Here is a 14,649-nt window from a genome sequence, read left to right as displayed (position 1 = left end):
AAGAGGTTGGATTGATGAATAATTGTTTGAGTTGTGGTGCTAAGTTATATGAAAATATAACCATTTATAATTTGTTCAAGAAACCTAATAGATTATGTGACAGATGCAAAGAGAATTGGGACAATATTAAACTTGATATTAAAGCAAGGCGATGTTCAAGGTGCTTAAAACACTTAAATCAAGATGAAGCGTATTGTTTAGACTGCAAGTTTCTATCGGCACACTTTAATTTAATGGAACAATTATATTGTCAATTTCAATATGACGGTTTAATGAAAGAGATGATACATCAGTATAAATTTTTGAAAGACTATTATTTATGTGAATTATTGGCACATTTGATTGAAATACCACAAACATCTTATGACTATATTGTGCCAATTCCTTCTTCGCCGGCACATGATTTATCTAGAACATTTAACCCGGTAGAAGCAGTACTAAAAGCTAAAGGGATTCGCTTTGATAAGATTTTAAAGATGTCAAATAGACCAAAACAGTCTCATTTAACTAAGAAAGAGCGTCTGGCAGATGAAAATCCATTTATTATTGATACGGAATTAGATTTAAATGGCAAGGAAATATTACTCGTTGACGATATTTATACAACTGGATTAACAATTCATCGTGCAGGGTGTAAATTATATGCTAAAAATATCAGAAAATTCAAAGTGTTTGCGTTTGCACGATAGCGTAAAAATGTTAAAATATAATAAAGAGTTACCAATAAAGAGGTTTAAGGAGAGATTACTATGATTAGATTTGAAATTCATGGAGATAACCTCACTATCACAGATGCTATTCGCAACTATATTGAGGAAAAAATTGGTAAGTTGGAACGTTATTTTAATGACGTACCAAATGCAGTGGCGCATGTTAAAGTTAAAACTTATTCAAATTCAGCTACTAAAATTGAAGTAACAATTCCATTGAAAAATGTTACGTTAAGAGCTGAAGAGCGAAACGATGATTTATACGCAGGTATTGATTTAATTAATAATAAACTTGAAAGACAAGTTCGAAAATATAAAACACGTATTAATCGTAAGAGCCGTGATCGAGGAGATCAAGAAGTGTTTGTTGCCGAATTACAAGAAATGCAAGAAACACAAGTTGATAATGACGCTTACGATGATAACGAGATAGAAATTATTCGTTCAAAAGAATTCAGCTTAAAACCAATGGATTCAGAAGAAGCGGTATTACAAATGAATCTATTAGGTCATGACTTCTTTGTATTCACAGACAGAGAAACTGATGGAACAAGTATCGTTTACCGCCGTAAAGACGGTAAATATGGCTTGATTCAAACTAGTGAACAATAAATTAAGTTTAAAGCACTTGTGTTTTTGCACAAGTGCTTTTTTATACTCCAAAAGCAAATTATGACTATTTCATAGTTCGATAATGTAATTTGTTGAATGAAACATAGTGACTATGCTAATGTTAATGGATGTATATATTTGAATGTTAAGTTAATAATAGTATGTCAGTCTATTGTATAGTCCGAGTCGAAAATCGTAAAATATTTATAATATAATTTATTAGGAAGTATAATTGCGTATTGAGAATATATTTATTAGTGATAAACTTGTTGACAACAGAATGTGAATGAAGTATGTCATAAATATATTTATATTGATTCTACAAATGAGTAAATAAGTATAATTTTCTAACTATAAATGATAAGATATATTGTTGTAGGCCAAACAGTTTTTTAGCTAAAGGAGCGAACGAAATGGGATTTTTATCAAAAATTCTTGATGGCAATAATAAAGAAATTAAACAGTTAGGTAAACTTGCTGATAAAGTAATCGCTTTAGAAGAAAAAACGGCAATTTTAACTGATGAAGAAATTCGTAATAAAACGAAACAATTCCAAACAGAATTAGCTGACATTGATAATGTCAAAAAGCAAAATGATTATTTAGATAAAATTTTACCAGAAGCATATGCACTTGTTAGAGAAGGCTCTAAACGTGTATTCAATATGACACCATATAAAGTTCAAATTATGGGTGGTATTGCAATTCATAAAGGTGATATCGCTGAGATGAGAACAGGTGAAGGTAAAACATTAACAGCGACAATGCCAACATACTTAAATGCATTAGCTGGTAGAGGTGTTCACGTTATTACAGTCAATGAATACTTATCAAGTGTTCAAAGTGAAGAAATGGCTGAGTTATATAACTTCTTAGGTTTGACTGTTGGATTAAACTTAAACAGTAAGACGACAGAAGAAAAACGTGAAGCATACGCACAAGACATTACTTACAGTACTAATAATGAGCTAGGTTTTGATTACTTACGAGATAACATGGTGAATTATTCTGAAGATAGAGTAATGCGTCCATTACATTTTGCAATCATTGATGAGGTTGACTCAATTTTAATCGACGAGGCACGTACGCCATTAATTATTTCTGGTGAAGCTGAAAAGTCAACGTCACTTTATACACAAGCAAATGTTTTTGCGAAAATGTTAAAACAGGACGAAGATTATAAATACGATGAAAAAACGAAAGCTGTACATTTAACAGAACAAGGTGCGGATAAAGCTGAACGTATGTTCAAAGTTGAAAACTTATATGATGTACAAAATGTTGATGTTATTAGTCATATCAACACAGCTTTACGTGCGCACGTTACATTACAACGTGACGTAGACTATATGGTTGTTGATGGCGAAGTATTAATTGTCGATCAATTTACAGGACGTACAATGCCAGGCCGTCGTTTCTCGGAAGGTTTACACCAAGCTATTGAAGCGAAGGAAGGCGTTCAAATTCAAAATGAATCTAAAACTATGGCGTCTATTACATTCCAAAACTATTTCAGAATGTACAATAAACTTGCGGGTATGACAGGTACAGCTAAAACTGAAGAAGAAGAATTTAGAAATATTTATAACATGACAGTAACTCAAATTCCGACAAATAAACCTGTGCAACGTAACGATAAGTCTGATTTAATTTACATTAGCCAAAAAGGTAAATTTGATGCAGTAGTAGAAGATGTTGTTGAAAAACACAAGGCAGGGCAACCAGTGCTATTAGGTACTGTTGCAGTTGAGACTTCTGAATATATTTCAAATTTACTTAAAAAACGTGGTATCCGTCATGATGTGTTAAATGCGAAAAATCATGAACGTGAAGCTGAAATTGTTGCAGGCGCTGGACAAAAAGGTGCCGTTACTATTGCCACTAACATGGCTGGTCGTGGTACAGATATCAAATTAGGTGAAGGCGTAGAGGAATTAGGCGGTTTAGCAGTAATAGGTACAGAGCGACATGAATCTCGTCGTATTGATGACCAGTTACGTGGTCGTTCTGGACGTCAAGGTGATAAAGGGGATAGTCGCTTCTATTTATCATTACAAGATGAATTAATGATTCGTTTTGGTTCTGAACGTTTACAGAAAATGATGAGCCGACTAGGTTTAGATGACTCTACACCAATTGAATCAAAAATGGTATCAAGAGCTGTAGAATCAGCACAAAAACGTGTAGAAGGTAATAACTTCGACGCGCGTAAACGTATCTTAGAATACGATGAAGTATTACGTAAACAACGTGAAATTATCTATAACGAAAGAAATAGTATTATTGATGAAGAAGACAGCTCTCAAGTTGTAGATGCAATGCTACGTTCAACGTTACAACGTAGTATCAATTACTATATTAATACAGCAGATGACGAGCCTGAATATCAACCATTCATCGACTACATTAATGACATCTTCTTACAAGAAGGTGACATTACAGAGGATGATATCAAAGGTAAAGATGCTGAAGATATTTTCGAAGTCGTTTGGGCTAAGATTGAAGCAGCATATCAAAGTCAAAAAGATATCTTAGAAGAACAAATGAATGAGTTTGAGCGTATGATTTTACTTCGTTCTATTGATAGCCATTGGACTGATCATATCGACACAATGGATCAATTGCGTCAAGGTATTCACTTACGTTCTTATGCACAACAAAATCCATTACGTGACTATCAAAATGAAGGTCATGAATTATTTGATATCATGATGCAAAATATCGAAGAAGATACTTGTAAATTCATTTTAAAATCTGTAGTACAAGTTGAAGATAATATTGAACGTGAAAAAACAACAGAGTTTGGTGAAGCGAAGCACGTTTCAGCTGAAGATGGTAAAGAAAAAGTGAAACCGAAACCAATCGTTAAAGGCGATCAAGTTGGTCGTAACGATGATTGTCCATGTGGTAGTGGTAAAAAATTCAAAAATTGCCATGGAAAATAAATGATATAAAATAACTCCTTCCAATTAAACACCTATAGTTTGTGTTATGGGAGGAGTCTTTTTATTTTACAAGCGTTAAATACTTTAAAAAATGTGAAGAAGTTGTTAAACGTTGTTATGTACTTAGTTTTAAAAAATCGGTTTAGGCATATGTCGATGATAAATGTACTGATTTTTAACAATAAATGCATAAACTAATTGTCAGTGTGCTTATATTTCTTAACATTGTTATTTAACAAAATTATGTTAAAATTTAGCATTATAAAAGATGCAAATCAATGACTTGAATTGAAATATAAATAGGAGCGAATGCTATGGAATTATCAGAAATCAAACGAAATATAGATAAGTATAATCAAGATTTAACACAAATTAGGGGGTCTCTTTGACTTAGAGAACAAAGAAACTAATATTCAAGAATATGAAGAAATGATGGCAGAACCTAATTTTTGGGATAACCAAACGAAAGCGCAAGATATTATAGATAAAAATAATGCGTTAAAAGCAATAGTTAATGGTTATAAAACACTACAAGCAGAAGTAGATGACATGGATGCTACTTGGGATTTATTACAAGAAGAATTTGATGAAGAAATGAAAGAAGACTTAGAGCAAGAGGTCATTAATTTTAAGGCTAAAGTGGATGAATACGAATTGCAATTATTATTAGATGGGCCTCACGATGCCAATAACGCAATTCTAGAGTTACATCCTGGTGCAGGTGGCACGGAGTCTCAAGATTGGGCTAATATGCTATTTAGAATGTATCAACGTTATTGTGAGAAGAAAGGCTTTAAAGTTGAAACTGTTGATTATCTACCTGGGGATGAAGCAGGGATTAAAAGTGTAACATTGCTCATCAAAGGGCATAATGCTTATGGTTATTTAAAAGCTGAAAAAGGTGTACACCGACTAGTACGAATTTCTCCATTTGATTCATCAGGACGTCGTCATACATCATTTGCATCATGTGACGTGATTCCAGATTTTAATAATGATGAAATAGAGATTGAAATCAATCCGGATGATATTACAGTTGATACATTTAGAGCTTCTGGTGCAGGTGGTCAGCATATTAACAAAACTGAATCAGCAATACGAATTACCCACCACCCCTCAGGTATAGTTGTTAATAACCAAAATGAACGTTCTCAAATTAAAAACCGTGAAGCAGCTATGAAAATGTTAAAGTCTAAATTATATCAATTAAAATTGGAAGAGCAGGCACGTGAAATGGCTGAAATTCGTGGCGAACAAAAAGAAATTGGCTGGGGAAGCCAAATTAGATCATATGTTTTCCATCCATACTCAATGGTGAAAGATCATCGTACGAACGAAGAAACAGGTAAGGTTGATGCAGTGATGGATGGAGACATTGGACCATTTATCGAATCATATTTAAGACAGACAATGTCGCACGATTAATATATATTTTAAAACCGAGGCTCTAAAAGGGCGTCGGTTTTTGGTTTTTTTAAAGGTAGCTAAATAAATTGTAAATTAGATTTTGGAATATGATTTGTTTATGAATATTTAAGTACAATTCGGTAGATAGAGTTAGAATATATTTTTTGAAAGTTGTATTTGTTAAAACAACATATGCAGTGTGCATTTAGTAATATTACCTATGGCGATTTTCAAGGTATTGAATTAATCGTTGAAAACGTTCTCAATTACATGGTATGAATACATTTTACACTATGATAAAAGGTTGTATTCTTTTTATATTGTTAACCATTTGATTACATCGTTATAACAATAGCTTTTGACAAAATGTATTGTGCTATAGTATTTGCATACTTAAAATACTAACAGCAAAGGAATGACAGCAAGATGAAAAAAACTCTTACAGTGACGGTTTCGTCAGTGTTAGCTTTTTTAGCTTTAAATAATGCAGCACATGCACAACAACATGGCACACAAGTAAAAACACCTGTTCAACATAATTATGTATCAAATGTTCAAGCACAAACGCAATCACCGACAACTTATACAGTAGTTGCTGGCGATTCATTATATAAGATTGCATTAGAGCATCACTTAACGTTGAATCAATTATATTCATACAATCCTGGTGTAACACCTTTAATTTTTCCTGGTGACGTGATTTCACTTGTGCCTCAAAATAAAGTGAAACAAACTAAAGCGGTTAAAACACCAGTAAGAAAAGCAAGCCAAGCTAAAAAGGTAGTAAAACAACCTGTACAACAAGCGTCTAAAAAAGTAGTAGTTAAGCAAGCACCTAAGCAAGCAGTAGCTAAGACAGTTAATGTAGCATACAAACCTGCTCAAGTACAAAAATCAGTACCAACTGTACCTGTTGCACATAACTACAATAAATCAGTTGCTAACAGAGGGAACTTATATGCTTATGGAAACTGCACATATTATGCTTTCGATCGTCGTGCACAATTAGGTAGAAGTATAGGAAGTTTATGGGGCAATGCAAATAACTGGAATTACGCAGCAAAAGTTGCAGGATTTAAAGTAGATAAAACACCAGAAGTTGGCGCTATTTTCCAAACAGCTGCTGGCCCATATGGACATGTTGGTGTTGTTGAATCTGTAAACCCTAATGGAACAATTACTGTTTCTGAAATGAACTATGCTGGATTTAATGTTAAATCTTCAAGAACAATTTTAAATCCAGGAAAATATAATTACATCCACTAAGTAATATATCAAGACAAGACTATCCTCTTAGCCTGTTTAAGTAACAGGTTGAGAGGATTTTTTGGTATCATTTAATCAGAGTTATATAAAGAAGATATTTAAATGATATTTAATTGATTGATATGTAAAAAGAAAGTATAATTTATGATTAATTAATGGAGGAGGTAATTGAAATGGGTGTACATCAATATTTTAAAAGATTATCAGATATGGAAAGACTTATAAGATTACCTGGAAAATTTAAATATTTTGAACACAATGTTGCAGCACACTCCTTTAAAGTAACTAAAATTGCTCAATATCTAGCAACAGTTGAAGAATATCATGGACGAAAGATTAATTGGAAAAGCTTATATGAAAAAGCATTAAATCATGATTTCGCCGAAGTGTTTACTGGTGATATAAAAACACCTGTTAAATATGCGAGTAGTGAATTAAAAAAATTATTTTCGCAAGTTGAAGAAGAAATGGTAGAGACCTTTATTGAAGAAGAAATTCCACTACAATATAGAGATGTTTATAAGCAACGACTGCAAGAAGGTAAAGATGATTCATTAGAAGGCCAAATACTTTCAGTTGCTGATAAAATTGATTTGCTTTATGAAACATTTGGAGAAATACAAAAACGTAATCCCGAAGAATTATTTTTCGAAATTTATGAAATGAGTCTAGAAACAATTATTCAATTTGACCATTTAGCATCTGTACAAGATTTTATTAATAATATCATTCCAGAAATGTTGACTGAAAACTTTATACCTAGAACAGAATTAAGAGAAACAACCATGAACATTTTAAATAAAAGAAAAGAGGAAAATGAATGATATGGTATTTTAGCGCAGCATTCTTTCCATGTGTCTTGGTAGTATTATTTAGTGTAATAACAAGAAGTAAATGGGTCGGTACTATTCTGACATTAATTTTAATTGGTGCCTCAATCTATAAAGAGTATTTCCATAACGAGTGGATTATTTTTATTGATGTAGTGTCATTATTAGCTGGTTATTTAATTATAGATCAACTCGAATTTCATAAACATCAAGATGAAGATCGCTAAGATTAACTTTAAAATAATGTTTCAAACAAATTTGTTGAAACAAAATGATGATTAATATAATGTGTATTTACATACTAAAAATAACAAGATAAACGATTTGATTTAAGGCAAGCATAGTTAGCACAACTATGTTTGTTTTTCTTTGTTCGACATTTTTACGAACAAACGTTTGCTTTTTGTGTGACTACTTTGCTAAAATATGTAATGAGAAAGCAAAGAGTTGAGCGGAAATATAAATAATACGTTGAAAGAGGAGGCATATGTGACAATGGTTGAACATTATCCTTTTAAAATACATTCTGATTTTGAGCCTCAAGGTGACCAACCGCAAGCAATTGAAGAAATCGTGGAAGGTATTAAAGCGGGGAAAAGACATCAAACTTTATTAGGTGCTACTGGCACAGGGAAAACATTTACGATGAGTAATGTTATTAAAGAAGTTGGGAAACCAACGTTAATTATCGCGCATAACAAAACATTAGCAGGACAATTATATAGTGAGTTTAAAGAATTTTTTCCTGAAAACAGGGTGGAATACTTTGTAAGTTACTATGATTATTATCAACCAGAGGCATACGTACCGTCTACTGACACTTTTATTGAAAAAGATGCCTCAATCAATGATGAAATTGATCAACTACGACATTCTGCTACAAGTGCATTATTTGAACGCGATGATGTAATTATTATTGCTAGTGTAAGTTGTATATATGGTTTAGGTAATCCTGAAGAATATAAAGATTTAGTAGTAAGTGTTCGAGTTGGTATGGAAATGGATAGAAGTGAATTACTTAGAAAACTTGTAGATGTGCAATATACACGAAATGACATCGATTTCCAACGAGGAACGTTTCGAGTGCGTGGTGATGTAGTTGAAATATTCCCAGCCTCTAAAGAAGAACTTTGTATAAGGGTTGAGTTTTTCGGCGATGAGATTGACCGTATCCGAGAAGTTAACTACCTAACAGGTGAAGTGTTGAAAGAAAGAGAACATTTTGCGATATTCCCAGCTTCTCACTTCGTAACACGTGAAGAAAAGTTGAAAGTTGCGATTGAACGTATTGAAAAAGAATTGGAAGAACGATTGAAAGAATTACGAGATGAGAATAAATTACTAGAAGCGCAAAGGTTAGAACAGCGTACCAACTATGATTTAGAAATGATGCGAGAGATGGGATTCTGTTCAGGAATTGAAAACTATTCCGTACATTTAACTTTGCGACCACTGGGTTCGACACCATATACTTTATTGGATTACTTTGGCGATGATTGGTTAGTAATGATTGATGAATCACATGTGACATTACCGCAAGTTCGAGGCATGTATAACGGAGACAGAGCGCGTAAACAAGTTTTGGTGGATCATGGGTTTAGATTACCGAGTGCATTAGATAACCGTCCACTTAAATTTGAAGAATTTGAAGAAAAGACAAAACAACTTGTGTATGTATCTGCAACGCCTGGACCATACGAAATTGAACATACGGATAAGATGGTTGAACAAATTATTCGTCCTACTGGTTTACTGGATCCTAAGATTGAGGTTAGACCTACTGAAAATCAAATTGACGATTTATTAAGTGAAATTCAAATAAGGGTTGAGCGTAATGAACGCGTACTTGTTACAACGCTCACTAAAAAGATGAGTGAAGATTTAACCACATACATGAAAGAAGCGGGTATTAAAGTTAATTATCTGCATTCAGAAATCAAGACATTAGAACGAATTGAAATAATTAGAGACTTACGAATGGGTACATATGATGTTATCGTAGGTATTAATTTATTAAGAGAGGGTATTGATATACCAGAAGTTTCTCTAGTTGTCATATTAGATGCAGATAAAGAAGGGTTTTTACGTTCTAACCGCTCATTAATTCAAACAATAGGTAGAGCTGCGCGTAACGATAAAGGTGAAGTCATTATGTATGCCGATAAAATGACTGATTCGATGAAGTATGCAATTGATGAGACACAACGTCGTCGAGAAATACAGATGAAACATAATGAAAAACATGGTATTACACCTAAAACAATTAATAAAAAAATACATGATTTAATTAGTGCTACTGTTGAAAATGACGAAAATAATGACAAAGCACAAACTGTGATACCTAAGAAGATGACGAAAAAAGAACGTCAAAAGACAATCGACAATATAGAAAAAGAAATGAAACAAGCAGCGAAAGATTTAGATTTCGAGAAAGCTACAGAATTAAGAGATATGTTATTTGAATTAAAAGCAGAAGGGTGACAAGTAAATGAAAGAACCATCCATAGTAGTAAAAGGTGCTCGTGCGCATAACTTGAAAGATATTGATATCGAACTACCTAAAAATAAATTAATTGTTATGACAGGTTTATCTGGGTCAGGTAAATCGTCATTAGCATTCGATACTATATATGCTGAAGGACAACGACGTTATGTTGAATCATTAAGTGCCTATGCGCGTCAATTTTTAGGCCAAATGGACAAACCAGATGTTGATACAATTGAAGGATTATCGCCAGCAATTTCAATAGATCAAAAAACAACAAGTAAAAATCCAAGATCAACTGTAGCAACAGTAACAGAAATATATGATTATATACGTTTGTTATATGCACGTGTTGGTAAACCTTACTGTCCAAATCACAATATAGAAATTGAATCGCAAACAGTACAACAAATGGTTGACCGCATTATGGAATTAGAGGCACGTACAAAGATTCAATTATTAGCACCTGTCATCGCTCATCGTAAAGGTAGTCATGAAAAGCTAATCGAAGATATTGGTAAAAAAGGTTATGTACGTTTAAGAATCGATGGCGAAATTGTTGATGTAAATGATGTACCTACTTTAGATAAGAACAAGAATCATACAATAGAAGTTGTTGTAGACCGATTAGTTGTTAAAGATGGAATTGAAACACGACTAGCTGACTCTATAGAAACTGCCTTAGAGCTTTCAGAAGGACAATTAACAGTCGATGTCATTGACGGGGAAGACCTTAAGTTTTCAGAAAGCCATGCTTGTCCTATATGTGGATTTTCAATCGGAGAGTTAGAACCAAGAATGTTTAGCTTTAACAGTCCTTTTGGTGCTTGTCCGACATGTGATGGCTTAGGCCAAAAGTTAACAGTCGATGTAGACTTGGTTGTTCCCGACAAAGATAAGACGCTAAACGAAGGTGCAATAGAACCTTGGATACCGACGAGTTCTGATTTTTATCCAACATTGTTAAAACGTGTTTGTGAAGTTTATAAAATCAATATGGATAAACCTTTTAAAAAGTTAACAGAACGTCAACGTGATATTTTATTGTATGGTTCTGGTGACAAAGAAATTGAATTTACATTTACACAACGTCAAGGTGGTACTAGAAAACGAACAATGGTTTTCGAGGGTGTAGTTCCTAATATAAGTAGACGATTCCATGAATCTCCTTCAGAATATACACGTGAAATGATGAGTAAATATATGACTGAACTACCTTGCGAAACTTGTCATGGAAAGCGATTGAGTCGTGAAGCGTTATCTGTTTATGTAGGTGGTTTAAATATTGGTGAAGTAGTCGAATATTCAATCAGTCAAGCGCTGAACTATTATAAAAACATTGATTTGTCAGAACAAGATCAAGCGATTGCAAATCAAATATTGAAAGAAATTATTTCCCGACTCACTTTTTTAAATAATGTGGGACTTGAATATTTAACGTTAAACAGAGCTTCAGGTACACTTTCAGGTGGTGAAGCACAACGTATTCGATTAGCAACGCAAATTGGGTCGCGTTTGACTGGTGTCTTATATGTATTAGATGAGCCATCAATTGGACTGCATCAAAGAGATAATGATCGATTAATTAATACACTTAAAGAAATGAGAGATTTAGGAAATACTTTAATTGTAGTTGAACACGATGATGATACAATGCGTGCGGCTGATTACTTAGTGGATATAGGTCCTGGTGCTGGTGAACATGGAGGGCAGATTGTGTCTAGTGGTACTCCTCAAAAGGTAATGAAAGATAAAAAATCATTAACAGGACAATACTTGAGTGGTAAGAAACGTATTGAAGTACCTGAATATCGCAGACCGGCTTCAGATCGTAAAATTTCTATACGTGGAGCTAGAAGCAACAATCTTAAAGGGGTTGATGTGGACATACCACTATCAATCATGACGGTTGTTACAGGTGTATCAGGTTCTGGTAAAAGCTCATTAGTAAATGAAGTATTATACAAATCATTAGCTCAAAAAATTAATAAATCTAAAGTAAAGCCAGGATTGTACGATAAGATTGAAGGTATTGATCAACTTGATAAAATTATTGATATTGATCAATCACCAATAGGTAGAACGCCACGCTCTAATCCAGCAACATATACTGGTGTGTTTGATGATATACGTGATGTGTTTGCGCAAACAAATGAAGCTAAAATTCGAGGATATCAAAAAGGGCGTTTTAGTTTTAATGTAAAAGGTGGACGCTGTGAAGCTTGTAAAGGTGACGGTATTATTAAAATTGAAATGCATTTTTTACCTGATGTTTATGTTCCTTGTGAAGTGTGTGATGGTAAACGATATAATCGTGAGACACTAGAGGTTACTTACAAAGGTAAAAATATTGCTGACATTTTAGAAATGACTGTTGAAGAAGCAACACAATTTTTTGAAAATATTCCTAAGATTAAGCGCAAGTTACAAACACTAGTTGATGTTGGTCTTGGATACGTCACATTAGGTCAACAAGCTACAACGTTATCAGGTGGTGAGGCTCAACGTGTGAAACTTGCATCTGAACTTCATAAACGTTCAACTGGTAAATCTATTTATATCCTAGATGAACCGACAACAGGGTTACATGTTGACGATATTAGTAGATTATTAAAAGTATTAAACCGATTAGTTGAAAATGGTGATACTGTTGTAATTATTGAACATAACCTAGATGTTATCAAAACAGCAGACTATATTATAGACTTAGGTCCTGAAGGTGGTAGTGGCGGTGGTACTATTGTTGCGACTGGCACACCCGAAGATATTGCTCAGACAAAGTCATCATATACAGGAAAGTATTTAAAAGAAGTACTTGAACGAGATAAACAAAATACTGAAGATAAATAAGATTAAAAGAAGTGAAGGATGTTATAAATTTATCCTTCGCTTCTTTTTATTAATTTAGTAATGAATAGTAGAAAGAAAAGATGCGTAAAAAGAATTATGTTAAGATAGGGTCAATCTAGAGTAGTTAAACATAAATCGAACTGGGAGTGGGACAGAAATGATAAAGAATCACTAATGATTTATTATGTAGTGGTTCTTTGTCATTAGCCACAGCTATTGTGTACTTAAAAATAGGAATGCATGAGTGCAACTCATGCATAAGAAATACTAATTTCTAAAGAAAAAGTATTTCTTTATGTTGGGGCCCCGCCAACTTGCATTGTTTGTAGAATTTCTTTTCGAAATTCTTTATGTTGGGGCCCCGCCAACTAATTCCAATATATCATTGTAGAGCTTAGGTCATTGATTTTTGGCTCGGACTTTTATGGCGATATGAACCATGTAAATTAAGCAAGCAATAAATTAATGATTGATATTGACTTGTAAAATAATAACAATAATGAACAATTAATATTTATTTTAGCTTTTCAATGTAGATTGGTGTTATATTTTTGATATGATAAGAAGAGATGTAAGAGTAGGGATAAATACAATTGAGGTGAACCCATGTTAACGACAGAAAAACTAGTTGAAACATTAAAGTTAGATTTAATCGCTGGTGAAGAAGGACTATCGAAGCCAATTAAAAATGCTGATATATCAAGACCGGGCTTAGAGATGGCAGGTTATTTTTCACATTATGCGTCAGATAGAATACAACTATTAGGAACAACGGAACTATCGTTTTACAATTTATTACCAGATAAGGATCGCGCAGGTCGTATGCGTAAACTATGCAGACCAGAAACGCCTGCAATTATTGTGACACGTGGATTGCAGCCACCAGAAGAATTAGTTGAAGCTGCAAAAGAATTAAATACCCCACTTATAGTTGCTAAAGATGCGACTACAAGTTTAATGAGTCGCTTAACAACGTTTTTAGAGCATGCACTTGCAAAGACGACATCTTTACATGGTGTTTTAGTAGATGTTTACGGTGTTGGTGTACTAATTACCGGTGATTCAGGAATAGGTAAAAGTGAGACTGCGTTGGAATTAGTTAAACGTGGGCATAGATTAGTAGCAGATGATAATGTAGAAATACGTCAAATTAATAAAGATGAACTAATAGGGAAACCACCAAAGTTAATAGAACATCTATTAGAAATACGTGGACTAGGTATTATCAATGTTATGACTTTATTTGGCGCGGGTTCAATATTAACTGAAAAACGAATTAGATTAAATATTAATTTGGAAAACTGGAACAAGCAAAAGTTATATGACCGCGTAGGTCTTAATGAAGAGACGCTAAGTATTTTAGATACTGAAATCACTAAAAAAACAATACCTGTAAGACCTGGTAGAAATGTTGCGGTAATTATTGAGGTCGCTGCAATGAACTATCGATTAAATATCATGGGCATTAACACGGCCGAAGAATTTAGTGAAAGATTAAATGAAGAAATTATCAAGAACAGTCATAAGAGTGAGGAGTAGGTTGA

General features: G+C 33.4%; 12 protein-coding genes. All 12 read left to right on the top strand.

All coding sequences use genetic code 11. The features are described from left to right. Positions 1 to 14 precede the first annotated feature (14 nt). The 12 genes from IDG63_RS11010 to hprK all read left to right on the top strand — a co-directional run bounded on the left by IDG63_RS11010 (position 15) and on the right by hprK (position 14,644). The gene (locus tag IDG63_RS11010) at positions 15 to 689 is read left to right on the top strand and encodes a ComF family protein (RefSeq protein WP_001057965.1); all 675 of its coding nucleotides are present in this window, start codon (positions 15 to 17) and stop codon (positions 687 to 689) included. 60 nt (positions 690 to 749) lie between these two features. Further along, positions 750 to 1,322, top strand: a complete 573-nt coding sequence (hpf, locus tag IDG63_RS11005) for a ribosome hibernation-promoting factor, HPF/YfiA family (RefSeq protein WP_000617735.1) — start codon at positions 750 to 752, stop codon at positions 1,320 to 1,322. 413 nt (positions 1,323 to 1,735) lie between these two features. After that, positions 1,736 to 4,267 carry a preprotein translocase subunit SecA gene (secA, locus tag IDG63_RS11000; RefSeq protein ID WP_000506531.1) on the top strand — a complete coding sequence of 844 codons (2,532 nt, stop codon included), beginning with the start codon at positions 1,736 to 1,738 and terminating at the stop codon, positions 4,265 to 4,267. 41 nt (positions 4,268 to 4,308) lie between these two features. Beyond that, positions 4,309 to 4,413, top strand: a complete 105-nt coding sequence (locus tag IDG63_RS10995; RefSeq protein ID WP_001790092.1) for a hypothetical protein — start codon at positions 4,309 to 4,311, stop codon at positions 4,411 to 4,413. Between the two features lie 168 nt (positions 4,414 to 4,581). Next, positions 4,582 to 5,692, top strand: a protein-coding gene (prfB, locus tag IDG63_RS10990) for a peptide chain release factor 2 (protein WP_010956549.1) whose coding sequence is annotated in 2 segments (ribosomal slippage) — positions 4,582 to 4,653 and positions 4,655 to 5,692 — 1,110 coding nt in all. Because the reading frame shifts where the segments join, the coding sequence is not laid out codon by codon here. Positions 5,693 to 5,845: 153 nt separating this feature from the next. Next, positions 5,846 to 5,953 carry a hypothetical protein gene (locus IDG63_RS10985; RefSeq protein ID WP_072360986.1) on the top strand — a complete coding sequence of 36 codons (108 nt, stop codon included), beginning with the start codon at positions 5,846 to 5,848 and terminating at the stop codon, positions 5,951 to 5,953. A 147-nt stretch (positions 5,954 to 6,100) separates the two neighbouring features. Beyond that, positions 6,101 to 6,940 (top strand): CHAP domain-containing protein, encoded by an 840-nt coding sequence (locus IDG63_RS10980; protein WP_000753321.1) that lies wholly within the window; start codon positions 6,101 to 6,103, stop codon positions 6,938 to 6,940. Positions 6,941 to 7,113: 173 nt separating this feature from the next. Continuing rightward, the gene (locus IDG63_RS10975) at positions 7,114 to 7,764 is read left to right on the top strand and encodes a YfbR-like 5'-deoxynucleotidase (RefSeq protein WP_000538141.1); all 651 of its coding nucleotides are present in this window, start codon (positions 7,114 to 7,116) and stop codon (positions 7,762 to 7,764) included. Next, positions 7,761 to 7,997 (top strand): CsbA family protein, encoded by a 237-nt coding sequence (locus IDG63_RS10970; RefSeq protein WP_000638419.1) that lies wholly within the window; start codon positions 7,761 to 7,763, stop codon positions 7,995 to 7,997. The genes IDG63_RS10975 and IDG63_RS10970 overlap by 4 nt, the downstream gene beginning before the upstream one ends. 268 nt (positions 7,998 to 8,265) lie before the next feature. Then, on the top strand, positions 8,266 to 10,251 hold the full coding sequence (uvrB, locus tag IDG63_RS10965; protein ID WP_000229236.1) for an excinuclease ABC subunit UvrB: 1,986 nt from the start codon (positions 8,266 to 8,268) through the stop codon (positions 10,249 to 10,251). A 7-nt stretch (positions 10,252 to 10,258) separates the two neighbouring features. Then, positions 10,259 to 13,105, top strand: coding sequence for an excinuclease ABC subunit UvrA (gene uvrA / locus IDG63_RS10960; protein ID WP_000662681.1), 2,847 nt, complete (start codon positions 10,259 to 10,261; stop codon positions 13,103 to 13,105). 606 nt (positions 13,106 to 13,711) lie between these two features. Then, positions 13,712 to 14,644, top strand: a complete 933-nt coding sequence (gene hprK / locus IDG63_RS10955) for an HPr(Ser) kinase/phosphatase (protein ID WP_000958224.1) — start codon at positions 13,712 to 13,714, stop codon at positions 14,642 to 14,644. The last annotated feature ends 5 nt before the right edge of the window (positions 14,645 to 14,649 follow it).

The organism is Staphylococcus sp. EG-SA-14, assembly GCF_017151935.1.
Classification (GTDB): domain Bacteria; phylum Bacillota; class Bacilli; order Staphylococcales; family Staphylococcaceae; genus Staphylococcus; species Staphylococcus aureus.
This window is presented reverse-complemented; position numbering and strand designations above follow the sequence as displayed.